This is a genomic window from Sphingobium sufflavum (assembly GCF_021403115.1).
Lineage (GTDB): Bacteria > Pseudomonadota > Alphaproteobacteria > Sphingomonadales > Sphingomonadaceae > Sphingobium > Sphingobium sufflavum.
Window position 1 is genome coordinate 23,739 of record NZ_JAJSSH010000015.1, and the last position, 21,503, is coordinate 45,241.

The 21,503-nt window shown below is 63.5% G+C and carries 25 protein-coding genes and 1 tRNA gene; 17 read left to right on the top strand and 9 right to left on the bottom strand.

Annotation, left to right across the window (positions count from 1 at the left end; all coding sequences use genetic code 11):
• Positions 1–67 precede the first annotated feature (67 nt).
• The 3 genes from LWE61_RS17945 to cysD all read right to left on the bottom strand — a co-directional run bounded on the left by LWE61_RS17945 (position 68) and on the right by cysD (position 3,803).
• Positions 68–826 carry a 3'(2'),5'-bisphosphate nucleotidase CysQ gene (locus LWE61_RS17945; RefSeq protein WP_234152030.1) on the bottom strand — a complete coding sequence of 253 codons (759 nt, stop codon included), beginning with the start codon at positions 824–826 and terminating at the stop codon, positions 68–70.
• Positions 823–2,733 (bottom strand): sulfate adenylyltransferase subunit CysN, encoded by a 1,911-nt coding sequence (gene cysN, locus LWE61_RS17950; RefSeq protein ID WP_234152031.1) that lies wholly within the window; start codon positions 2,731–2,733, stop codon positions 823–825. The genes LWE61_RS17945 and cysN overlap by 4 nt, the downstream gene beginning before the upstream one ends.
• 113 nt (positions 2,734–2,846) lie before the next feature.
• Positions 2,847–3,803 (bottom strand): sulfate adenylyltransferase subunit CysD, encoded by a 957-nt coding sequence (gene cysD, locus LWE61_RS17955; RefSeq protein WP_234152032.1) that lies wholly within the window; start codon positions 3,801–3,803, stop codon positions 2,847–2,849.
• Between the two features lie 96 nt (positions 3,804–3,899).
• Between cysD and LWE61_RS17960 the strand changes: the two genes are divergently transcribed.
• From LWE61_RS17960 to LWE61_RS17975, 4 genes are all read left to right on the top strand, one after another.
• On the top strand, positions 3,900–4,934 hold the full coding sequence (locus LWE61_RS17960) for a helix-turn-helix transcriptional regulator (protein ID WP_234152108.1): 1,035 nt from the start codon (positions 3,900–3,902) through the stop codon (positions 4,932–4,934).
• Positions 4,935–5,214: 280 nt separating this feature from the next.
• Positions 5,215–6,474 (top strand): tyrosine-type recombinase/integrase, encoded by a 1,260-nt coding sequence (locus tag LWE61_RS17965; protein ID WP_234152033.1) that lies wholly within the window; start codon positions 5,215–5,217, stop codon positions 6,472–6,474.
• 386 nt (positions 6,475–6,860) lie between these two features.
• Entirely contained in the window at positions 6,861–7,061 is a 201-nt protein-coding gene (locus tag LWE61_RS17970; protein WP_234152034.1) for a helix-turn-helix domain-containing protein, read from the top strand.
• 213 nt (positions 7,062–7,274) lie between these two features.
• Positions 7,275–8,726 (top strand): DUF3987 domain-containing protein, encoded by a 1,452-nt coding sequence (locus LWE61_RS17975; protein WP_234152035.1) that lies wholly within the window; start codon positions 7,275–7,277, stop codon positions 8,724–8,726.
• Positions 8,727–8,955: 229 nt separating this feature from the next.
• On the opposite strand, the gene LWE61_RS17980 is transcribed toward LWE61_RS17975, so the two are convergent.
• Positions 8,956–9,870, bottom strand: coding sequence for a hypothetical protein (locus LWE61_RS17980; protein WP_234152036.1), 915 nt, complete (start codon positions 9,868–9,870; stop codon positions 8,956–8,958).
• Positions 9,871–10,115: 245 nt separating this feature from the next.
• On the opposite strand from LWE61_RS17980, the gene LWE61_RS17985 reads away from it, so the two are divergent.
• The 6 genes from LWE61_RS17985 (at position 10,116) to LWE61_RS18010 (ending at position 13,186) form a co-directional block, all read left to right on the top strand.
• Positions 10,116–10,868 carry a hypothetical protein gene (locus LWE61_RS17985; RefSeq protein WP_234152037.1) on the top strand — a complete coding sequence of 251 codons (753 nt, stop codon included), beginning with the start codon at positions 10,116–10,118 and terminating at the stop codon, positions 10,866–10,868.
• A gap of 33 nt (positions 10,869–10,901) precedes the next feature.
• Positions 10,902–11,396, top strand: coding sequence for a DUF5681 domain-containing protein (locus tag LWE61_RS17990; RefSeq protein ID WP_234152038.1), 495 nt, complete (start codon positions 10,902–10,904; stop codon positions 11,394–11,396).
• A gap of 82 nt (positions 11,397–11,478) precedes the next feature.
• Complete coding sequence (locus LWE61_RS17995; RefSeq protein WP_234152039.1) at positions 11,479–11,898, top strand: hypothetical protein; 420 nt, start codon at positions 11,479–11,481, stop codon at positions 11,896–11,898.
• Positions 11,891–12,043: a hypothetical protein gene (locus LWE61_RS18000; RefSeq protein WP_234152040.1), complete on the top strand. Its 153-nt coding sequence runs from the start codon at positions 11,891–11,893 to the stop codon at positions 12,041–12,043. The genes LWE61_RS17995 and LWE61_RS18000 overlap by 8 nt, the downstream gene beginning before the upstream one ends.
• Positions 12,044–12,047: 4 nt before the next feature.
• Positions 12,048–12,254, top strand: a complete 207-nt coding sequence (locus LWE61_RS18005; RefSeq protein WP_234152041.1) for a hypothetical protein — start codon at positions 12,048–12,050, stop codon at positions 12,252–12,254.
• Between the two features lie 65 nt (positions 12,255–12,319).
• Positions 12,320–13,186 carry a hypothetical protein gene (locus tag LWE61_RS18010; RefSeq protein WP_234152042.1) on the top strand — a complete coding sequence of 289 codons (867 nt, stop codon included), beginning with the start codon at positions 12,320–12,322 and terminating at the stop codon, positions 13,184–13,186.
• A gap of 79 nt (positions 13,187–13,265) precedes the next feature.
• Here LWE61_RS18010 and LWE61_RS18015 read toward each other — a convergent pair.
• Positions 13,266–13,342: transfer RNA gene (locus LWE61_RS18015), tRNA-Pro, on the bottom strand.
• A 257-nt stretch (positions 13,343–13,599) separates the two neighbouring features.
• Between LWE61_RS18015 and yajC the strand changes: the two genes are divergently transcribed.
• From yajC to LWE61_RS18035, 4 genes are read left to right on the top strand one after another with little or no spacing between them, the layout of a single operon-like run.
• Positions 13,600–13,938: a preprotein translocase subunit YajC gene (gene yajC / locus LWE61_RS18020; protein ID WP_234152043.1), complete on the top strand. Its 339-nt coding sequence runs from the start codon at positions 13,600–13,602 to the stop codon at positions 13,936–13,938.
• A gap of 9 nt (positions 13,939–13,947) precedes the next feature.
• On the top strand, positions 13,948–15,549 hold the full coding sequence (gene secD / locus LWE61_RS18025; RefSeq protein ID WP_234152044.1) for a protein translocase subunit SecD: 1,602 nt from the start codon (positions 13,948–13,950) through the stop codon (positions 15,547–15,549).
• Positions 15,550–15,565: 16 nt separating this feature from the next.
• Positions 15,566–16,537: a protein translocase subunit SecF gene (secF, locus tag LWE61_RS18030; protein ID WP_234152045.1), complete on the top strand. Its 972-nt coding sequence runs from the start codon at positions 15,566–15,568 to the stop codon at positions 16,535–16,537.
• A gap of 19 nt (positions 16,538–16,556) precedes the next feature.
• The gene (locus LWE61_RS18035) at positions 16,557–16,937 is read left to right on the top strand and encodes an MTH938/NDUFAF3 family protein (RefSeq protein ID WP_234152046.1); all 381 of its coding nucleotides are present in this window, start codon (positions 16,557–16,559) and stop codon (positions 16,935–16,937) included.
• Positions 16,938–17,100: 163 nt separating this feature from the next.
• Here LWE61_RS18035 and LWE61_RS18040 read toward each other — a convergent pair whose 3' ends face one another.
• Positions 17,101–18,288 (bottom strand): glycosyltransferase, encoded by a 1,188-nt coding sequence (locus LWE61_RS18040; protein ID WP_234152047.1) that lies wholly within the window; start codon positions 18,286–18,288, stop codon positions 17,101–17,103.
• Between the two features lie 146 nt (positions 18,289–18,434).
• Here LWE61_RS18040 and LWE61_RS18045 point away from each other — a divergent pair, with 146 nt between their 5' ends.
• Together LWE61_RS18045 and LWE61_RS18050 are read left to right on the top strand one after the other, a co-directional pair.
• Positions 18,435–19,076: a GNAT family N-acetyltransferase gene (locus tag LWE61_RS18045; RefSeq protein ID WP_234152048.1), complete on the top strand. Its 642-nt coding sequence runs from the start codon at positions 18,435–18,437 to the stop codon at positions 19,074–19,076.
• Positions 19,069–19,473 carry a nuclear transport factor 2 family protein gene (locus LWE61_RS18050; protein ID WP_234152049.1) on the top strand — a complete coding sequence of 135 codons (405 nt, stop codon included), beginning with the start codon at positions 19,069–19,071 and terminating at the stop codon, positions 19,471–19,473. Before LWE61_RS18045 ends, LWE61_RS18050 begins: the two co-directional genes overlap by 8 nt.
• An 8-nt stretch (positions 19,474–19,481) precedes the next feature.
• Here LWE61_RS18050 and LWE61_RS18055 read toward each other — a convergent pair whose 3' ends face one another.
• Positions 19,482–20,045 (bottom strand): helix-turn-helix domain-containing protein, encoded by a 564-nt coding sequence (locus LWE61_RS18055; protein WP_234152050.1) that lies wholly within the window; start codon positions 20,043–20,045, stop codon positions 19,482–19,484.
• Positions 20,046–20,135: 90 nt separating this feature from the next.
• On the opposite strand from LWE61_RS18055, the gene LWE61_RS18060 reads away from it, so the two are divergent.
• Complete coding sequence (locus tag LWE61_RS18060; RefSeq protein ID WP_234152051.1) at positions 20,136–20,627, top strand: DUF6456 domain-containing protein; 492 nt, start codon at positions 20,136–20,138, stop codon at positions 20,625–20,627.
• Positions 20,628–20,885: 258 nt separating this feature from the next.
• On the opposite strand, the gene LWE61_RS18065 is transcribed toward LWE61_RS18060, so the two are convergent.
• Together LWE61_RS18065 and LWE61_RS18070 are read right to left on the bottom strand one after the other, a co-directional pair.
• The gene (locus LWE61_RS18065; RefSeq protein ID WP_234152052.1) at positions 20,886–21,131 is read right to left on the bottom strand and encodes a hypothetical protein; all 246 of its coding nucleotides are present in this window, start codon (positions 21,129–21,131) and stop codon (positions 20,886–20,888) included.
• 71 nt (positions 21,132–21,202) lie between these two features.
• On the bottom strand, positions 21,203–21,475 hold the full coding sequence (locus LWE61_RS18070) for a hypothetical protein (RefSeq protein ID WP_234152053.1): 273 nt from the start codon (positions 21,473–21,475) through the stop codon (positions 21,203–21,205).
• Positions 21,476–21,503: the final 28 nt, after the last annotated feature.

Sequence of the window (21,503 nt, forward strand, 5' to 3'; positions counted from 1 at the left end):
AGAGCGACCAACAAAAAAGCCGCCGCGGATGGTCCCGCGACGGCCTTTTCACCCTGCGTCGAGGGGCTTATTTCAGCGCGTCGAACACGATCTGGGCGTGCTCCTTCCGGCAGATCAGCAGGTCGGGCATATAGACGTCCGCCTGATTGTAGATCAGCGGCGACCCGTCCACCCGGCTGGCGTGCAGACCATGGGCCAGCGCGACGGCGGCGGGGGCGCAGCTATCCCACTCATATTGCCCGCCGGTGTGCAGGTAGATGTCGGCATCGCCCAGCACGATGGCCATCGCCTTCGCACCCGCCGACCCCATGGGCACCAGTTCCGCGCCCAGCTTCTCCGCTACATCGACCGCTTCCTTGGCGGGGCGGGTGCGGCTGACCACCATGCGCAGCTTTTCGGGTGCGGGCGGCACCACCACGGGCGCATCCGTCCGCAGCACCAGGTCGAGGCCCGGCAACGCCACCGCGCCAATGGTCGGCACGCCGTCGATGGCCAGCGCGACATGCACCGCCCAGTCGGCCCGCGCCTCGCCATATTCGCGGGTGCCGTCGACCGGGTCGACGATCCACACACGCTTCTGGCTCAGCCGGTCGGCATTGTCCTTTTCCTCCTCCGACAACAGGCCGTCGTCGGGCCGCTGCTCGCGCAGGGCGTGGACGAGGAACTGGTTGGCGGTCTGGTCGCCCGCCTTGCCCAGCGACTTGCCGCTGAACAGGCCGGAGTCGCGGACCTGGAGCAGGATCTTGCCTGCCTGATCCGCGAGGTGGGCGGCGAGGTCGGCGTCGCTCAGGACGCCGACCGTGGTGGTTGTCGCACCTTCGCTCATGGAATGAGCTTCCGCACGATTTCCTCGGCCGCTTCTTCGGCGGACAGGGCCGTCGTGTCGATGCGGATTTCGGGGTCTTCGGGCGGCTCATAGGGGCTGTCGATACCGGTAAAGTTCTTCAGGTCGCCGGCCCGCGCCTTCTTGTACAGGCCCTTGACGTCGCGCTTCTCCGCATCGGCCAATGGCGTGTCGATGTGGATTTCGAAGAACTCGCCCGGATTGACCATGTGCCGCACCATGTCCCGCTCCGCCCGGAAGGGGGAGATGAACGCAGTGATCACGATCAGGCCCGCGTCGGTCATCAGCTTGGCGACCTCGCCCACGCGGCGGATATTCTCCACCCGGTCGGCATCGGTGAAGCCCAGATCCTTGTTCAGGCCATGCCGCACATTGTCGCCGTCCAGCAGGAAGGTGTGGCGATTCATGCGCGCCAGCTTCTGCTCGACGAGGTTGGCGATGGTCGACTTGCCCGCACCCGACAGGCCGGTCAGCCACAGCACGGCCGGCTTCTGGTTCTTGGCCGACGCATGATGCTCGCGCGTCACGTCGGTCGCCTGCCAGTGGACATTGTCCGCACGGCGCAGCGAGAAGTTGATCATGCCCGCCGCGACGGTGGCGTTGGTCATCTTGTCGATCAGGATGAACCCGCCGAGGTCGCGATTCTGCACATAGGGTTCGAACGGGATCGGACGGTCGGTCGAGATATTGGCGACGCCGATGGCATTGAGGTCCAGCGTCTTCGCCGCCAGATGCTCCATGGTGTTGACGTTGACCTGATATTTCGGTGCGGCCACGCTGACTGTCACCAGTTGCGTGCCGATCTTCATCCAGTAGGGGCGTCCGGGCAACAGTTCCTGCTCGTCCATCCACACGATGGTCGTCTCGAACTGGTCCGCCGCCAGCACCGGATTTTCGGCGATGGAGATGACGTCGCCGCGCGAACAGTCGATCTCATCCTCGAAGCACAGGGTCACGGACTGACCGGCCACCGCCTTGTCGAGGTCGCCGTCGAAGGTGACGATGCGGCTGATCGTGCTGTTCTTGCCCGATGGCAGCACGCGGATCTTGTCGCCGGGGCGAACGGTGCCGGTCGCGATCTGGCCGGAGAAGCCGCGGAAGTCGAGGTTGGGGCGGTTGACCCACTGCACCGGCAGGCGGAACGGCTTGGCGGCGTCCGTCGTGCTGTCGACCTCGACAGACTCCAGATGCTCCATCAGCGCCGGACCCTTGTACCAGGGCGTATTCTCCGACGGGCCGGTGATATTGTCGCCCTTGAAGCCCGAAATCGGGATGGCGGTGAACACCTTGATGCCGATGGAGTTGGCGAACTCCGTATAGTCCTTCACGATGGCGTCGAACACGGCCTGGTCATAGCCGACCAGATCCATCTTGTTCACTGTCAGCACGATGTTCTTGATGCCGATGAGATGCGCCAGATAGCTGTGGCGGCGCGTCTGGACCAGCACGCCCTTGCGCGCGTCGATCAGGATGCAGGCGAGGTCGGCGGTGGAGGCGCCCGTCACCATGTTGCGGGTGTACTGCTCGTGACCGGGCGTGTCCGCGACGATGAACTTGCGCTTTTCGGTGGCGAAGAAGCGATAGGCGACGTCGATGGTGATGCCCTGCTCCCGCTCGGCGGCGAGGCCGTCGACCAGAAGGGCGAAGTCGATCTCCTGACCCTGCGTGCCGACCCGCTTGGAGTCCGCCTCCAGCGCGGCCAGCTGATCCTCGAAGATCATCTTGGAGTCATACAGAAGACGGCCGATCAGCGTCGACTTGCCGTCGTCCACCGACCCGCAGGTGATGAAGCGCAGCATGGTCTTGTGCTGATGGACTTCGAGATATTTGTCGATGTCCTCGGCAATGAGGGCGTCGGTTTTGTAGATGGGATCTGCGGTCTGAGTCATGTCATGATCTCTCGTCCGTTCGGGCTGAGCTTGTCGAAGCCCCGCCCTTAATTCTCAAGAAGTACAGCCCTTCGACAAGCTCAGGGCGAACGGTGGAAAAGGCGCGAAGGGGGTTAGAAATACCCCTCCTGCTTCTTCTTCTCCATGCTGGCGTCGCCGCCATCCTTGTCGATCACGCGGCCCTGGCGCTCGCTGGTGGTGGTCAGCAGCATTTCCTGGATGACCTCCGGCAGCGTCGCGGCCTCGGACTCGACGGCGCCGGTCAGCGGCCAGCAGCCAAGGGTGCGGAAACGGACCGAACGTGTCGTGATTTCCGGCATCTTGTCCTTGCCGACGACCTTCTCCAGACGCTCGATGTCATCGACCATGAACAGTTGGCCGTCCTGAACATAGGTCGGGCGCGGCGCGCTGAAATACAGCGGCACGATGTCGATGTTTTCGAGGTGCAGATACTGCCAGATGTCCAGCTCGGTCCAGTTGGAGATCGGGAACACGCGCATCGACTCGCCCTTCGCCTTGCGGGCGTTGTAGAGGTGCCAGAGTTCCGGGCGCTGCGCCTTGGGATCCCAGCGGTGCGAGGCGGTGCGGAAGGAGAAGATGCGCTCCTTGGCGCGGCTCTTTTCCTCGTCGCGGCGCGCGCCACCAAAGGCAGCATCGAAACCATAATGATCGAGCGCCTGCTTCAACCCTTCCGTCTTCCACATGTCGGTGTGGAGCGGGCCATGGGTGAAGGGGTTGATGCCCTTCTCCTCCGCTTCGGGGTTGTGATAGACGAGCAGGTCCATGCCCGCATCCTTCGCGGCCTTGTCGCGCAGGTCGTACATCGCCTTGAACTTCCAGGTCGTGTCGACGTGGAGCAGGGGGAAGGGCGGCGGCGAGGGGTAGAAGGCCTTCTTGGCGAGATGCAGCATCACCGCCGAGTCCTTGCCGACCGAATAGAGCATCACCGGCTTTTCAGCCTCGGCGACGACTTCGCGCATGATATGGATGCTCTCGGCCTCCAGCCTTTGCAGGTGGGTCAGGCGCTCTTCTGTCAGAGGGGCCGCATCCAGTTGTCCGGTAGCTGTCATAAGCTGACTTCTCTCCCTTCGCTTACTCATTGCTTGGTGTGCATCCTCATTTAGGCGCTTGGCGAACGGGCGAACCTCCCATATGGGAGGTGTCCTATGGTTCTGACCCGAACGGATGAAAATGAGCTGCTGACCGCGCTCTATGCCGGGCAGTTTCAGGAGTTGCCGTGGCGGCTGTTCCTGACCCGCCTGCGCGCCCGGACGGAATCGGACATGTGCCGCCTGTTGGTGCGCCCGACCGGGGAGGGGGCGTGGCGACCCGCCGACAGCGTGGAGGGGCGGGCGGCGGCGGCCGAGTCGTTTCCGTTCGATCCGGCCGCCTTCGACGACCTGCGCAGTGGCCGCGTCTATGCGGAGGATGAACTGGGCGCAAAGACGGCGGGCTATGGCCGGCATATTCGCGTGGCATGGCCGGACGGCGGCGACCTGCTGCTTTCCATCCTGCGCGCGAAGGGGAGTTTCCGGGCGCGCGACTCCTCGCTGGTGGCCAGCCTTGCGCCGCACCTGACCATCGCGCTGCGGGCGCGGATGGAGCTGGAGGGGGAGCGCCGCCGCGCCGCCATCGCGGGGCAGGCGCTCTCCAGTTTCTCGGAAGGATGGATGCTGCTCGACGCGCGCGGGCGGGTGCTGGACGCGGACAGAGGAGCGGCGCGGCTGCTCGACGGCGTCATCGTGCGGCGCGGGGCGGAGGGGCGGGTGCGCTTCCTCTATGCGGAGGCAGAGACGCTGCTGGAGGAGGTGCTGGCCTGCCGCACCATGCCTGACGAACCGCGCAGCGCCTGGCTGGCCATCGACCCGCCGATCCAGATGCTGGCGATGCGCCCGCCGCCCGGTGGGGATGGCACGTTGCCCGCGGCGCATTGCCTGATCCTGATGCGGCGGATGACGGTGAACCGGCCCGCCGACGGCCGCTTCCTCCCGCAACTCTTCCGCCTGACCCGCAGCGAGGCCGCGCTGGCCGAACGGATCGCGGGCGGCGAGAGCCTGACGGAAGCGGCGGAGGCGCTGGGCCTTACCATCGAGACGGCGCGCAATTATTCCAAGCGCATCTTTGTGAAGACCGGCGCGCGGGGGCAGGTCGATCTGGTGCGGATCGTGCTGGAGGGCGTGCGGGTGTTGCGGGAGGGGTAGGGGCTGGGTGCCGTCCGCCGTCCACAAACACGAAAACGGGCAGCTTTCGCCACCCGCTCAGCAACCGCCAATGTTGGGGAATTTCTTTGGTCGGGACGAGAGGATTCGAACCTCCGACCCCCACACCCCCAGTATGGGACACATGAATACTTAGCTGCACGTCGTAGCACGCAGACACCTGCAAAAGCCTTTTAGTTCAATGGCTTGAAGTCCTTGCAAGGTCGCAGCAACTCGTCGTAACCCGTTCTTCCGTGCTAGATATGTGCTAGAGGAATTGGGAATGGCGAAGATCACGAAAGCATTCATTGACCGGGTCAAAGCACCGGAGACTGAATATGACAATCAATGGGATGAATCGGTTAGGGGCTATGGGGTCCGCGTTACTTCGGGCGGCAAGAAGGTGTTCTTCGTGCAGGGGCGTGTGAGGGGTAAAGCTGTCCAGTTCACGCTCGGTCCCTACGGCGTGCTGACCGAGGATGCCGCGCGCAAGAAGGCGCAGAGCGTGCTCCAGCAAATGCGCGAGGGGATCGACCCGCGTGACGCGCAAAAGGAAGATGCCGCTGCCAAGGTGACGCTCCGCGAGGTTGCCAACGCCTATCTGTATGAGCGCCCGGGCATGTTGCGGGAAGCAACGGTCGTTGAGAAGAACCGCCATATTGAGACGGTGTTCGGCGCGTGGAAGGACAAGCCCATCGCGTCCATCACCGAGGCGGACGTGCGCAAGCGTTATACCGAGATGGCGACGAAGGGGCTGCGCGGCACCCCAGCGCCAGGGCAAGCCCAGATCGCTATGACCACGCTGTCCGTTCTCATCAATTTCGCCATGCGGCGCTACAAGCGGGCAGACGGAACGCCCCTCATCGCGCACAACCCGGTCGCCGCCATGAAAGGTGACTGGCCCGGTTTCAAACCCCGCACCCGCGACATTGACGAGAAGCATGTCGGCGCGACGTGGAACCTGCTCACGGAAATGCGCGCCCATCCGAAGAATCAGGATGCACTTGCCGGTATCGACCTTGTGCGCTTCCTCATGCTCACGGGTTGTCGCCGGTCGGAAGCGGCGAGCCTTGAGTGGCGCACCGTCAATCTGGACGAGGCATGGTTCCACCTCGCCAACACCAAGAACGGCAATCCGGTTTGGCTCCCGTTGTCGTCGCTTGCGGTAGCGCTGCTCAAGGCGCGCAAGCCCAAGGACGATGACAAGGACGCCAGCCTTTATTGCTTCCCGTCGCGTGCCAAGGGTGGCTTCGTTACCGACACGCGCGCCCCGCTGGAGCGCATCGCCAAGCTGATCGACCAGCCCATTTCGGCGCATGACCTGCGGCGCACGTTCGTATCAACGGGCGTGGCAACGCTTGGCATCGACCTCTACAAAATGGAGTTGCTGACCAATCACGTGCCACAGGGGGTCACGGCGAAGCACTACCTGCGCACCCAGCGCCTCCAATATCTCCTACCCGAAGCCCAGCTCATTTCGGACTGGATTGAACAGCAGGCAGCGAAGGCGAGCGGTGCCAATGTGGTGGCTCTCCGCGCTTGACGCACGGCGGGGAGCGCACAGCCTCGCGAACAGCGGCGAGCGGGTAGCGCTGCCGGGGTAGGGGCGACAGCGCGGCGATCGTGCCCCACGCCGCCTTACAGCGAAGGTCCAAAAGGGACAGGTGCTTAGCCTGTCCCTTTTCGTGACAGGCCGGGCAACAATCGCCGCATTAAGGGGCTTGCACGACTTACTGCGAGCCGTTTAAGGTAACTGCCGTTGCCTACGGGTGACCGCGGCCCGGCTCGCGCCCACGAGGGAAGACCCGGAAACGACCCCGGACATGCGGGAGGGTGAAAGTCCCTCTTAGTCCCCCGGGCACTCTGCCGGAGGGGGTTCCTTTGGCGCTGGTGACCACAGCTCATCTCATTCGAGTTGAAGGTCACGCCATGAATCCCGATCACATGAGCTTCGAGCAGCTTTGCGAGCTGTTCAACTACGCGCCCAAGGGGCGTCCCCTCGATCCCAAAGAAGCTGCCGAACTGCTCGGTCTCTCCGTCGATACGTTGGAGGGCTACCGCACGCGCGGCGTGCTGGGATGGCTGGCGGTCGGTGCCCGCTACAGCACCAGCGAGCAGGTCGCCGCCTGACCCATTCCCTCACGAATGGAGGCAGGGCGCGACCCCTGCCTCCGAAAGGTATCAACGTGAACACCGCTACATTAACCGATCTCGCGGAGAGGTCGCAAACATCGACATGCCCCGAACATTTTACGAAATATGTTGCGCCGCGTAAAAATTCGCCGAGTGCGGATGGCGATGCGCGCAGATTGACTACCGGCCCGACAGGCTCGGAGGTTCATCATGGCTGATCTGAATGAACTGGTCCCGGTTCCGGGCAGCGACCTCCCTATGTCATCAGACGAGTGGGCTAACGTCATATCTGGCATGGAGCGTATGCGTGGCGTAGATGATCTGCCTAAGCCAAGCCGCAAGCGTAAAGGTCAGCAACAGGACGAAGGGGAGTTCAGCGACTATGTTCTAAGCCGCCCAGAACTCCACAATGTTGCGCTATATGGCGTTCTCCGCGACATGGTGGATGCGGCGTGTGCCAATTCCGAAGCCGTGCGACCCACTGTCGCGATCCATATCCTCGCGCGCTTCGCTGCCACTATTGGCCGCAGCGCCTATATCCAGATTGGCGATCAGCGACGGCATCTTCGGATGAATGCGCTTATCGTCGGCCCGACTGCGAAGGGTCGGAAGGGCACCAGCGCCGAAATGCCCAACGAGTTGTTTCGTCAGGCAGAGAACCTGCTGATCGGATGTTGGCCGCTTCGGAAGCTGACTGCATTGGCCACAGGTGAGGGGCTGATCTACATGGTCCGAGACCCTGTATATGCAGATGACGGGAAGGAAGTGGACGCTGGCGTGCCCGACAAGCGCTTGCTGTTTGACGTCAGTGAATTTGCCGGGGTGCTGGCACAAGCGCGGCGCGAGGCGGCCACCATCAGCACCGTGCTGCGGGACGCCTTCGATGGCGTTAAGCTGGTCACGCCGACCAAGACCTCCTTCTGTGAAGCGTCCGATACCCATATCGTCGTTATCGGATCGGTCCCTGAGACGGAGATTGTGAAGACGCTCACCAGCACGGATATAACGAACGGCCTCGCGAACCGCTTTCCTATGTTCTACTCTGTACGGACCAAGATCGTGCCGATGCCCAAGGCGACCGACGCCAAGCTCATGCAGGGCTTCGCTGAGCACATTTGTTGGGCGATCTATGAGGCGACCAAGCGGTTAGAGGTTTCTCTTGATGCTGATGCATTGGACTACTGGTATGACGTCTATCACCGGCTGGAGGAAAAGACGCATCCGCCAGCAGTGGCCGCTCTCCTTGCCCGCCAAAGCACCTATACGTTGATCTTCGCTGCCCTGCTGGCTCTACTGAACCGGCAGACGGCCATTACCAGCGACCACCTCGACGCCGCGCTGGCATGGGTTCAGTATTGGGAAGACACGACGCTCTTCGTGTTTTCCAACGGAGAGCAGAATGAACAGGCCATTCGTATGAAGGGTCTAAAGGATGAGATTGTAGTGGCGATCACCACGCTGGGCGGTGTGAAGGTGAAGCACAGCGACGTGGCGGACAAGGTGACGAACAAATACCAAAAAGCATGGCCGCTCGCGAAGGATGTGAAGCTCGCAATGGAACTTCTGGAGCGAGAGTCCCCGCCGCGCATCTATTCTGAAATGTTAGCCACAGGTGGGCGACCCAAAAACCTGTATAGCTTGACACCGCAGGGCGACGAGTAACGCGCAGGGGGATAAGTGAATCGACGTGAAGCCCTGCGCCGTCGCTTATTCCCCCTTGCCCCCGAACTTGGCTCCCTCGGAGCGGGGCAAGGAAGCTATTGTAAAATAGCTTTTCCCCCTTTTTCCCCTTTCCTTTTCTCTATTACCATTTCTCCGCCTCTTTCACCCCTGTCCCGCACATATAGAGGGTGGCCGGGGGTAAAAAGGGAAATGGGGGTTAAGCGGCTCGTCAGCCTGCTCCTGCATGGTCTTGAGGATTGCGACGAGCCAGCGCCAGTTGCCACTTCACATAATTCTTATGGCGACAGGTGTGGCAAGAGAATGTTCCATGCTCGTCATACTTCATTTCCCAGAAGAACCTCCAAGGAATGCAGTTTGTCGCGCCGCAGTTATCGCAATCGATATCGGCGGTCACAGATTCGAATACAGTTTCTTCCCCCTCCTTCGTGACCTTCCAAGTCGCCTTACAGTCCGGGCTGATACAATGGATATGCTGCCCCTCGCGCAGAAGCTTTTCCCGCCGCTTGTTCTTGGTTCCACATGAACAATCGAATGAAACCTCCATGCCGATACCGGAAAAGGTCATTGTGCCTTTCGCAAGTCTTTCCAGTTCAGCAACGACCTCTAGTACCTTTGCACGGGTTTCCGCCTTGTCTCCGTAGTCGGGTATGTGGTCGTTCTTATCCTTCGGTAGGCGGACATGCAGCGCCAAACGAGCTACCGCATTCCACATCTTGACGATTTTCTTTGCGTCGAAGCCAACCTCGGTTCCGATCTCGACGTAATCCTCGTCTTCCGGTTTTACGTCATCGCTGGCGGGGGTCTTGCTCATGCTGAGCGTCATCGTCTCGGTTAGGTGAGCATCAACGTCGCTGATCAGGGTATTAATGACCCCGCCGGGCTGCCACTTCCGAAGCTGGTCATGAGAAATGTAATCATGTCGCTGTCGAAGCCTGTCGTAACAAACCTTCTCCAACGCCAATCGTGCTTCCAGCGCGGCATAAGTTATGCTGGCCTCGGTATCTTCTTCCAGCAAGGCCTTGATGCGGTCGATGGTTGGCTGAAGCTTTATCATTGGGCGATTGTGGCACAGGTTGCTGTCGTGGTCACCACATGCAGCCAGCAGCGCCGGGCACAGGGGCACGAAAGCTGCACCGTCGCTAGCAGGGGTAGGGCAACCCCCTGCCACCGCTACAGCGCCAGCACAGCTTTCGTGCCCCTGTGGTCATCAGGCCCAAAGCCTCGGCCCACAAATATGCTATGTGACAGCCGCTCGCGCCTGAACTGACCTAAGTAACTGTTATTACAATTAAATCGCTTGCACGACTTTCACCGGTCTCCCTAGCTTGTAGCCAATGTCTAGCCGTATCCAGCTTGGGAGTTCGATAAATGTCCGATGATACCGACACCCGTATTTCGCCCACGCTCCACCCCGGCATCGCAGGCGAGATTGCAGATTACGACGACGAGACGCGCCCGCTACTTGGCCAGACCGAGACGGCGGTGAGCGAAGCCTTCAAGGCGTTGCAGTCCATCCATAACGCCAAAGAGGGCGCGAAGCTCAACCCCACGCTCAACGACTTTGAACAGCTTGTCGCAGTGGACGATCACGCCATCAAGGTCATGAAGCGGGTGGAGGGCATTTGGGACCGAGCGATCGACACGCTGAACAACAACGTCTTCGCCATGGAGAAGGACCTTTACGCGCCGGTCGAGCAGCGCGCGACCGCTACCATGGCTTCGGAAATTCGGCGGCACTTCGCCAGCCTCGAACAGGGGCCGCGCATGAATGCGCTGCGGAAGGCGATTGAAGCGGGTGATGCGGTGACGGCGACCGCCGTGTTGGGCGCGCCCAGCTACCTGTCGGGGTTCGAGCCAGACCTTCACGCTGAATATCTCATCGACTGGCACAACGCCCAGCGCCCGCTCGAAGCAAAGAAGATCAGGGCCATGAAGGCCGCCGCCGACATGCTCAACAACCGTTTCAAGCTCCTGACCAGTGCGGTCGAGAAGGCGGTCGGCGTTCATGAGGAATATCATGAGGACCGGCAGGGTCGCCGCACCCTCGCTCGGACGTGGACGGCCGGGGAGATACGCAATCGCGTAAAAGCGTCAAATGAACGCTTCGCCGTGCCGGTCTGATCGGCTCCTGTTCTTTACAGTTCGAGGCATCTCATGACCGAACAGATTGCACCGCCTTGGGGGACAGACTGGAAGCCTGCATCCCCGCCAGTGCCGGTTGAAGCGGACGGCGGCAAGGCATGGCAGTTCCAGCCCGGCCAGAGTGGCAACCCCCGTGGGCGTCCGCCGGGGCGACCGGATCGGCGGTTATTGGCCACACAGCAGATGCTCGACGAGATGCGGAACATCATCGCCGTGCTGGTCGGTAAGGCGCTGGAGGGCGACACGAACGCGGCAAGCATCGTCTTGGCGAAAATCCTGCCCTCGGTGAAGGCGCAGGCGGAGAAGGTCAGCTTCGAGTTCGATGCTGCCGCGCCGATCAGCGAGCAGGTTGCCCAGGTGCTGGACGCCGTTGCCGCTGGCGCGGTTGCCCCTGATGTGGGGCGGCTCATCATCGACAGCATCAAATCGCTCTCGGACGTGCGGGCGACCGAGGAGCTGGCCGCTCGGATCGAGGCGCTTGAGGAGGCTTCCGATGCCCGGCGCTGAAATGGAATTATTTGCACATCGGTTGCGAAAGTCGGCGATGCGACCGGCCTTCGCCCAGATTGACACATAGGGGCACCGGCTCATGACGACGATAACCACACAGCGGAACAGGGTCGTAACCGACCAGCCCGAACCAGACGACGTAATGGTCTATATCGGCTGGACAGGTCCCACCGATGAACCGGGCGTGCGCCGCACCCTCTCAACCCGCTACATGCCCATCGCTTCCTATCAGGAGTGCTTGGATTGGGCGGTGGGCATCGCGGATCAGATGACGCACCCGCTCTACGTCGTCCCGCTCAACCATAACGACATTCTCCGCACCGACCGCTGGACGCCGTTTGCCGGCCTGCTCGCCACCCTGACGGATCAGGAGCGCGGGGCGCTGCGCCGAGATGTGGTCAACAGCATGTGCGAGATCATGCGCGACTGCGACGACTGGCACGTCCGTGCCGATGCCCACGACATTCTTACTCAACTGAAAGTGATACATCATGACTGACAAAACCGAAGAACTGAAAGCTGACATTTCCCTTGAGGAGCGCCAGCGCATTGACCGCGAGAAGCAGAAGGAAATCCGCGAGGGCCTTCGCAACCGGCACTTGAACTTGCCCACCGAGGCATGTGCTGTGGATCGTCGCGGCTGACCACATGAGCCTCCGTGCCCTCCAACGTCGCGTGAAGCGGATTGAGGAGGGCCGGAAGCCGCGACCGTCGCCCATCGTCATATGGTTCGGCTCATGGGATGCCTTCGTTGACGGGGCGTATGCGGCGGTGAGTGCGGGCGCGCTGGACGCGGAATTCCTCGACGTGGTGGACGCTCTCCGCGCTTGGGAGGCCAGCGGGGTTTGGCAGTAAAGCCCTTAAACTGCATTGCGTTTCTGCATCAGCTATTGCTAGCTGTCGCTCCAGGGGGCGATTAAATGCAGTCGATATTGGTTTTTTTATCCGAACCGTTGGTCGGAACCGTGCTTGGATTCATCGGTGTAGCACTGGCGGTATATTTCTACTTCAAATCAAAGCAGGTTGCGCGTCTTGCTTTGCAGTCAGAGGAAATTGCAGTTGTTGGAAGCGCGACGTCCGCATTCGACCAGCATCTGGAAATTCGCTTTGGAGGCGAAATTGTCCAGCGCGTAACTAAGACGCGGGCGATTATATGGAACTCAGGTAACACGACGATAGAGGGCAGCCGAATAGCTGATGCGGACCCCTTGCGTGCGGTTGTTGGTGAGGGAAGCCAAATCCTAAAGGTCGAATTGGTTCGGCAGTCTCGGCCTGTGAATGATGTAAAGTTCACCATTGATAGGCGCCAGGTCTTTTTCAATTTTGACTTTCTAGATCAGAATGATGGATTCGTTGTCGAGTTCATACACTCTGGCATGAGGCGAGAGCTCGAATGGTTTGGTACACTTCGGGGCATTCCAGAGGGCCTGAGCACGTTCAATTCACGGAACCCTATTGAGCGTTTGGCTCTCCACCTGCCGAAGAAGGTGCTTCGGACCGTTGGCGTTGCAGCCCCTCTCATCGCTGCGCTGGCGGGAGCCCTAATGGCTGCGGGAGGGCTTTTCAGCGATCATCTCGGGAAATTAGCACCAGCGTTTTACTGGCCATTAGAGGCAAAACCTGGACCGCAATGGTCTATGGTTTTAGGTGGCCTGCTTTATGCGTCGCTTCCGCTGGCGATGTTGTGGATGAGGCGTCGTCGCTTTCCAGCTGCTTTAGAAGTGCGAGCGAAGCCGCAGAGCGAACAAGAGGAAGCCTCTAACGGCACAAAGGAGTTAACCAGCTAGAAATACGCTAGATGAGAGCGGGCAAACAGAAACGGGCAGCTTTCGCTGCCCGTTAAGTGCTTGTTAAAGCTGGTAAATTTGGTCGGGACGAGAGGATTCGAACCTCCGACCCCCACACCCCCAGTGTGATGCGCTACCAGGCTGCGCTACGTCCCGACCGGAGCGGCGCATTTAGGCGGAAGTTTTCGAATTGGCAAGCGCCCATTGGCAGCTTTTCGTCGACAGGGGGTATGGGCGGTCCGGACAGCGCCCCGCGCGCCGACGCCGTTGCCCGGCGGAGAGGGGGCGCCGCCGTCCGCAGGGCGAACGCGGTTGCGTGGGCGCGGCCCATGTGATAGCCGCCCGCCTTCGGCAGGCACGGGCCTTTTGGCCCCTCCGACAGCCTGCCCCCAAGAGAAGAAAAGCCGCAACCCATGCTCATCACGCCTGCTTTCGCTCAGACCTCGACTGCTGCCGCTGGCGGCACCGGCGCCCTGATCGCCCAGATCGCGCCGCTGGTCCTGATTTTCGCCGTCTTCTATTTCCTGCTGATCCGTCCGCAGCAAAAGCGGATGAAGGAGCATAAGGCCAAGCTGGAAGCCGTGAAGAAGGGCGATCAGGTCATCACCGGCGGCGGACTGGTCGGCAAGGTGGTGCGCGTCGACGAAGTCTATGTCGATGTCGAACTGGGCCAGGGCCTGAAGGTCAAGGCCGTCAAGTCGACACTGAGCGACGTGCTGACGCCGGGCGCTCTGCCCGCCGCGAACGACTGATCGGACCCCATGCTCGATTTCCCACGATGGAAGGTCTCGCTCATCTGGGCGGCGCTGATCCTCGGCATGCTCTGTGCCGTCCCCAGCTTCCTGCCTGAGCGCCTGCTTGCCCCGCTGCCCGGTTTCCTGAAGCCGCGCGTCAACCTGGGTCTCGACCTGTCCGGCGGCAGCCACCTGCTGCTGGAGGCCGATCCGGCCGAGGTCGCGAAGCTGAAGCTGACCACGATGGAAGAGCAGATCCGCACGGAGCTGCGCCGGGGCGACCCGAAGATCGCGATTGGCGACATCAGCGCAACGGGCGGGCAACTCTCCTTCATGGTTCGCGATCCGCAGCAGGTCGATGCCGCCGTGGAGCGCATCCGTCCCATGACGCAGGGCGCGGGCATGACCGGCCAGCGCGATTTCGACGTGACCGTGAAGGATGGCAACACCATCACCGTCGCCCCGACGCAGGCCGGCCTCGACGCCGCGGTTAAGAGCGCGATGGAAGTCGCGACCGAGATCATTCGCAAGCGCATCGACGAAATGGGCACGCGCGAGCCGACCATCCAGCAGCAGGGCAGCACCCGCATCCTGGTGCAGGTGCCCGGCGTGCAAGACCCGACGGCGCTGAAAGCGTTGCTGGGCCAGACCGCCAAGCTGGAATTCAAGCTGGTCGACGCGACCGCCAATCCCGCCGAAGTGGCGCAGGGCCGCGCGCCCATCGGCAGCGAAGTTCTGCCCTATCCCGAAAATCCCAGCGGCATCCCTTTCATCGCGGTGAAGCGGCAGGTGATGGTGTCGGGCGACGAACTGTCCGACGCTTCGCAGGGCTATGACCAGCAGTCGAGCGCCCCGGTCGTCAATATCAAGTTCAACGGATCGGGCGGCCGCAAGTTCGGCCGCGTGACGCAGGAGAATGTGAACAAGCCGTTCGCGATCATCCTGGACGGCAAAGTCCTGTCTGCGCCCAACATCAATGAGCCGATCCTGGGCGGTTCCGCGCAGATCAGCGGCAATTTCTCCGTCGACAGCGCGAACCAGCTCGCCATCTCGCTGCGCTCCGGCAAGCTGCCGGTGAAGCTGAACGTGGTGGACGAGCGGACGGTCGGGCCGCAACTGGGCGCCGATTCGATCCGCGCGGGCATCATCGCTTCCATCGTCGCGGTGGCGGCGGTCATCATCTTCATGTTCGTCAGCTATGGCCGGTTCGGCATGTATGCGAACTTTGCCGTGGTCATCAACGTGCTGGTCATCGTGGGGGTCATGGGCATCCTCAACGCCACGCTGACCCTGCCGGGCATCGCCGGTTTCGTGCTGACCATCGGCACGGCGGTCGACGCCAACGTGCTGGTCTATGAGCGTATCCGCGAGGAACGCCGCCGGGGCCGGGGCGTGGTGCAGTCGGTCGAGTTCGGCTATAAGGAAGCCAGTCGCACCATTTTCGAGGCGAACGTGACGCACGCCATCGCGGGCGGCATCATGCTGGCGCTGGGCAGTGGCCCGGTGAAGGGCTTCGCCATCGTCCTGCTGATCGGCATCGCGACATCGGTGTTCACCGCCGTGGTGTTCACGCGCATGCTGGCGGCCCGGTGGCTGCGCCATGCGCGGCCCACGGACATTGTGATCTGAGGGGCGGAGACACCACATGAAACTGCTCAAATTCGTCCCCGACAATACGAACATCAAGTTCGTCGCCGTCCGTCACTGGGCCTTTGCGATCACGGCGTTGCTGACGGTCTTGGCGGTCGCGGTCACGGTCCATCGCGGCCTCAACCTCGGCGTCGATTTCGTCGGCGGCCTGATGATCGAGGAAAGCTTCCCGACGCCGCCGGACCTGGACAAGGTGCGATCGACCGTCGACGCGCTGGGCGTGGGGGAAAGCGCGCTGCAACAGTTCGGCGATCCCAAGACCGTCTCCATCCGCTTGCCCGCGCCGCAGACGGACGACGAAGGCGCGACCAACGCCATCGTGACCAAGGTGCAGACCGCTCTGCGCACCGAATTCCCCGGCGCGAAGTTCAGCCGCTATGATGCGGTGTCGGGCAAGGTGTCGGGCGAGCTGGTGCAGAATGGCGTGCTGGCGGTCGTGCTGGCCATCGTCGGCATCGCGATCTTCAGCTGGTTCCGCTACGAATGGCAGTTCGGCGTCTCCACCTTTGTCGCCATCGTCCATGACGTGCTGCTGACGCTGGGCTTCTTTGCGATCACCCGGATGGAGTTCGACCTCAACATCGTCGCCGCCATCCTGACCATCGTCGGCTATTCGATCAACGACAAGATGGTGATCGACGACCGTATCCGCGAAAATATGCGCAAATATCGCAAGATGGAGATGAAAGACCTCATCGACCTGTCCGTCAACGAGACGTTGCCGCGCACGGTCATGACCTCGCTCACCATCCTGCTGGCGCTGACCGCGCTGTTGCTGCTGGGCGGTCATGTGCTGCGCGGCTTCACGGCGGCGATGATGCTGGGCATCATCATCGGCACCTATTCGTCGGTCTATGTGTCCTCCTCGCTGCTCATCACGCTGGGCCTGACCCCGCAGGCGGTCGACCGCAAGCCCCAGTCCGGGCCGGTGGGCGATGCGGAGCGCGTCAGCAAGCGCCAGCCCTGAACCGGACAGGCCCCGACTGATGGAATTCCGCAGGGAAGGGCCGGTCGCCGGGCCGGTCGTCCGGGGCTTTTCGGGCCATGGCTTTCGCGTTGGCGAGACCCTGTTCGCACAGGGCGTGATGCTCGATCCGGAACGCGCGGTCGAATGGGCCGCGCCGGATGGCGTCGCGCGACTGGTGCCGGCGATGATCGAAGGGCTGCTGGCGCTCGACCCGCTTCCCGAATTCCTGCTGCTGGGCACCGGCGCTTCGCTGGAACAGCCGCCCCGCGCTTTCGTCGCCGCCGTCGAAGCGCGCGGGATCGGCGTGGAGGCAATGGACAGCCGCGCGGCGGCCCGCGCCTGGGGCGTGCTGCGGCAGGAAGAACGGTGGATCGTCGCGGCGCTGATGCCGCTGGGCTGAACGGGGCTGGGGCATGGCCGCCGCTATCCGTTTCCTGGGGCCTGATCCGGGGTTCATAGCTGTTAGAAAAGCGGGATCGCGGAAGAGGTCCGGGATGACGACACGGATTTTCTGAGACTGTCGAACGCGGTCTGGGGCTTGCTCCAATCCCCGCAGGGCTGCGTTACCCCGGTCGAGTCGCGCAGGCGCGCAGATGCGCCTCCAGCGCCTCCCCATTCGCATCCCATGTAAAGCGCAGTGCGGGTGCACGGACGGCTTGCGCCGCAGGAGGATTGGCGCGCAGCTCGGACAGGGCGGCGGCGATGGCTTGCGGCGTCCGCTCCACGATGCGGCCCGCCGCCGGGCTGTCCAGCAATTCGCGCGCGCCGCCGACATCGCTGATGACGATGGGCGTGCCGCTGGCCAGCGCCTCCACCCACGCATTGGCGAGACCTTCGGAGGCGGAGGGCAGACACATCGCATCCGACGCGGCCAGCCAGCCGGGCAGCTCGCCATGGGGCACGGAGCCGAGAAAGCGGACCCGCCCGGCAAGGCCGTGGCGCTGGACCTGCGCCATCAGGGCCGCCTTGTCCGGTCCCTCACCGATCAGCAGCAGGGTGGCGTCGGGCAGGGCGTGCAGGGCGTCGATCACCAGCGCCTGGCCCTTGCGCGGGATCAGCGCGCCGACGCAGGCGATGGTAAAGCCTGCAAGGCCGCGCGCCGCCTTTGCCGCGGTCCGGTCGCCGGGTGTGAAGCGGTCGAGGTCGACACCGGTATAATGGACGCGGATGCGCTCCCCCGGCATATCCAGCGCGATCATCGACTCGCGCATCGCGCCCGACACGGCCAGCATCCCCGCCGCCCGCTGCCCGGCCTCCCGCACGGCGGTGCGGGTCGCGGGGGCCGTGCCCCAATGATGGATGTCCGCCCCGCGCGCTTTCACCGAATAGGGAACGCCGAGCAGTGCGGACAGGCGCATCGCGACGGGACCGTCGGGGAAGAAGAAGCTGGCGTCGATCACATCGAAGGGTCGCTCGGCGTGCAGCCTGCGGACCAGCGGCGCGATGGCGCGGGCCATCAGCGCGGCGGTCCAGCGGCCGCCAGTGCCGGGAATGACCGGAAAGCGGGGGCGGTGGACGGTCAGGCCGTTGCGCTCCTCCCGCACCGGCAATGCGCGCCTGCGGGCATAATGGGGGGCGAGGCGAAGCGGGAAGGGCGGCAGGCCGATCGGCGCGATCACGGTCACTTCCACGCCCGCGCGGGCGGCGAGGGCGCGCGTCTGCCGCTCAACGAAAATGCCGAAATTGGGCTGCGGTCCGCTAGGGAACAGCGTGGAGAGCGTCAGGACGTGGAGGGGCGCGGAAGCTGGCATGGCGCAGGGCATAGCGCAACGGAGGCTAAGGGATCGCTAAATCGACGCGCGGAACGGTGCGGATCGTTCGGCGGGAGAGGGCTTGACCGGCCCACGGCCCGCTGATAGCCAGATGAGAACATTGTTCTCAAAATAAGGGGGCGGGTATGGAGAGGGTTGACGCGGGGATGGGGCAGGCGGTCGGACCGGGGATGAATGCGCCTGTGATGCGTCCTGCCACGCGGCGTGACCGGGGCGGGATGACCGCCTCGCTTTGCGCGGCCTTTGCCGATGATCCGGGCCTGCGCTGGATATGGCCCGACCGGGACGACCGGCTGGCGCGACTGCCATATTTCTTCCAGGCGATCCTGGCCGGCACGATGGCGCAGGGCGTCGCGCTCTGTTCCGGGGAGCGGGCGGCGGTGTCGCTCTGGCGGCAGCCGGGGCGCATCCATCCGGGCCGTTGGGAGACACTGCGCGGCCTGCGCGACATGGCGCGGGCCTTTCGCAGCGGGCGCGAGCGGTCGCAACTGTTGAGCCAGACGCTGAAGGCGCACCAGCCGCGCGATGGCGACTGGTGGTATCTCCAGTTCATCGGCGTTCGACCGGACGCGCAGGGGCGCGGGCTGGGCGGCGCGGCGATCCGCGCGGGGCTGACGCGCGCGGGTGCGGCGGGCCGGCCCGTCTATGTCGAGGTCATGAACCCCGACAATCTCGGCTATTACCGGCATGTCGGATTCAGGACGGTGGCCGAGTTCGACATCCCGGACGACGGGCCGCATGTGTGGGGGATGCTCTGGCATGGCTGAGGCGGGGCAGGATCATCGCGAGGAGAGCATCATGACGGACCATGCCACCATCGTTGCCGCCATCCACCGCTATTGCCGGGTCCAGTGCGAAAAGGACCGGGAGGGCTGGGCGTCGCTCTTTGCGGAGGATGTGGTGCAGGAAGACCCGGTGGGCTTGAGCCGGACGCAGGGCCGGGCGCAGGTCACTGGCCCATTTTGGGACAATATCGTGCGGAACGATGTGCAAATCTGGCTGACCGACGAGATCATCGTGTGCGGGCGGGAGGCGGTGGCGATCATGGCCTGCGACATTGGCCCTGCGGACCGGCGGCGACGGCTGGCGCCAGTGGTGGACCAGTTCGTCTTCGACGCGGAAGGCCGCATCGCCGTCGTCCGGGGATTTTATAACCTCGGCTGAGGGCGCGTTCAGAGGCCCCGGATCAGCCGTACCGGAACCGCGATCCATGGCGCGCGGGTGATGACCACCTGCCGCTGGCCCGCGCCGGGGGGCAGGATGCGCAGCGTATCGCCGTCCTGCTCGATCAGGCGGCCGAACATGAAGCGCCCGCCGGGTCGCGGGGCCACGATGTCGCGGTTGAGCGCGCGGGCGAAGCGGTCGGGGCCGACCTGCTCGCACCAGAGTTCGTCACCCGCGCGATAATCGCCCAGCGTCGCCTGCACCCGGATGCCAAGCGCCCCGGCGGGCACCGGCGGCGGGACCAGTGTCATGGGTCGGGTCGGCGCGGCGGCCCCGTCCAGCGTCAGCAGCGCGACGACCGGCACGCTGGCGCTGTCGGGCAGGTCGACGAGGTCCGCCGCCGCCACGTCCAGCGCGGCGGCAAGGCGATTGAGCCATTTGACCGACACGGTGCGGGTGCCGGTTTCCAGCCGCCCGATGGTCTGCGCCGTCGTCGGTGGGACGCACCGCGCCGCCACCTCCTCAAGGGTCAGTCCTTTGGCCTTCCGCACATCGCGAATTCGCGTAATCATTTCGGGTCCAGTACAATCGCGCGGTTAGTGCTGTCCTACAGCCGCGACCGTCAGGCAAGGGAAAAAATCCAGCAACATGGAGGAGATAACATGGCACGGGCGGTCAGGGCGGCGGCGCGCATGGTGGAACGGCTGGTGGAGGATGCGGATGGCGTCGCGCGGCGGGTGCAGGTCAATCTGGCGGAATCGCCGCTGAGCTGGTTGCAGGCGCGTGGCCTCGTCACCCGGCGGCAGTATGAGGCGGGGGAGGTTCTGCGCCGCGACTGGGAAATGGCAGGCATGGGCGCGCGGGTGACGATGTGCTGGGACGTGGGCGCATTGGCGAGCGGCGGCGCCAGAGGCGGGCGGCGCGGCGCACCGGGTCCGGTGGAGCCGGGACTGGCGGGCATGGCCGCGCGCGACCGGCTGCGCGGCGCCCTGGACGCGGCGGGTCCGGGGTTGAAGGATGTGCTGTGGCGCGTGGTCTGCGCGTGCGAGGGACTGGCGGCGGCGGAGAGCGCGCTGGGCTGGCCCGCGCGGGCGGGGAAGCTGGTGCTGGGCTTCGGGCTGGACAGGGTGGCGGATTACTATCGTATCGGCTGATGTCGCTGCGGGTGCCCCGACGGCCATTTTCGTCATGCTCAGGCTCGACAAAATGCCGGGCGAGGGAACGCCTCAATCCGGCGATGTTCCGGCCTGCCGGTATGACCCGATCCACTCAATCCGACATTCGCAGGCGTTACCGTCATCCCGGACCGGATCCGGCTTCCCGCTTTTCTTCAAACCATGGTCAAAGGAAGCGAGAACCCGGATCCGGTCCGGGGTGACGGAAGCTATGCGCTGAATAGGGAACGCGGAACCCTAGTTCTGGAGCGCGCGCAACTGATCGGCCCATGCGGCGATCTCGTTGGGGTTCAGCAGCCAGGTGCGCGTCTTCTGCCCTTCGCGATGCACGGGATAGGTCAGCAGGATGCGGGCCTCTTCCCGATGCACGGCCTTCAGCGCGCTGAAATGGCGGACACATTCCTGGATCGTGGAAATCAGCGGTGCCTTGCCCGCCAGGTCGATCAGGGTGGCGGGCTGATCCCATTCTATCGGCTTCGTCATGGCAGTCCTCCTGTGCGCGGGGTGGGGCGCTATGTAGGGTGGGGATGGGGAAAAGGCGAGGGGGCGACCGCTTACCCCTCCGGCGGCCCGTATGTCTCGACCAGTTCGACGATATCGACATCATAACGTGTCCAGCCGCGCATGGCGGCCGCCTCGACCGTCGCGGTCCGCTTCTTGCGGGCCTCGACGGCGGACTTGGTATGGCCCCAGAACACCTCCGTCTTGCCATTGGCCAGCACCGCGACGATCCGCCAATAATGGGTGAAGCCGGACGCCGTGGGACCGATGGTCTTCACATAGCCGTCGGGCAGGGTCGCGGTGAGATAGACTTTCTTGCGGGCCATGGCGGCTCCTCCGGCGCGGGGACGGGTG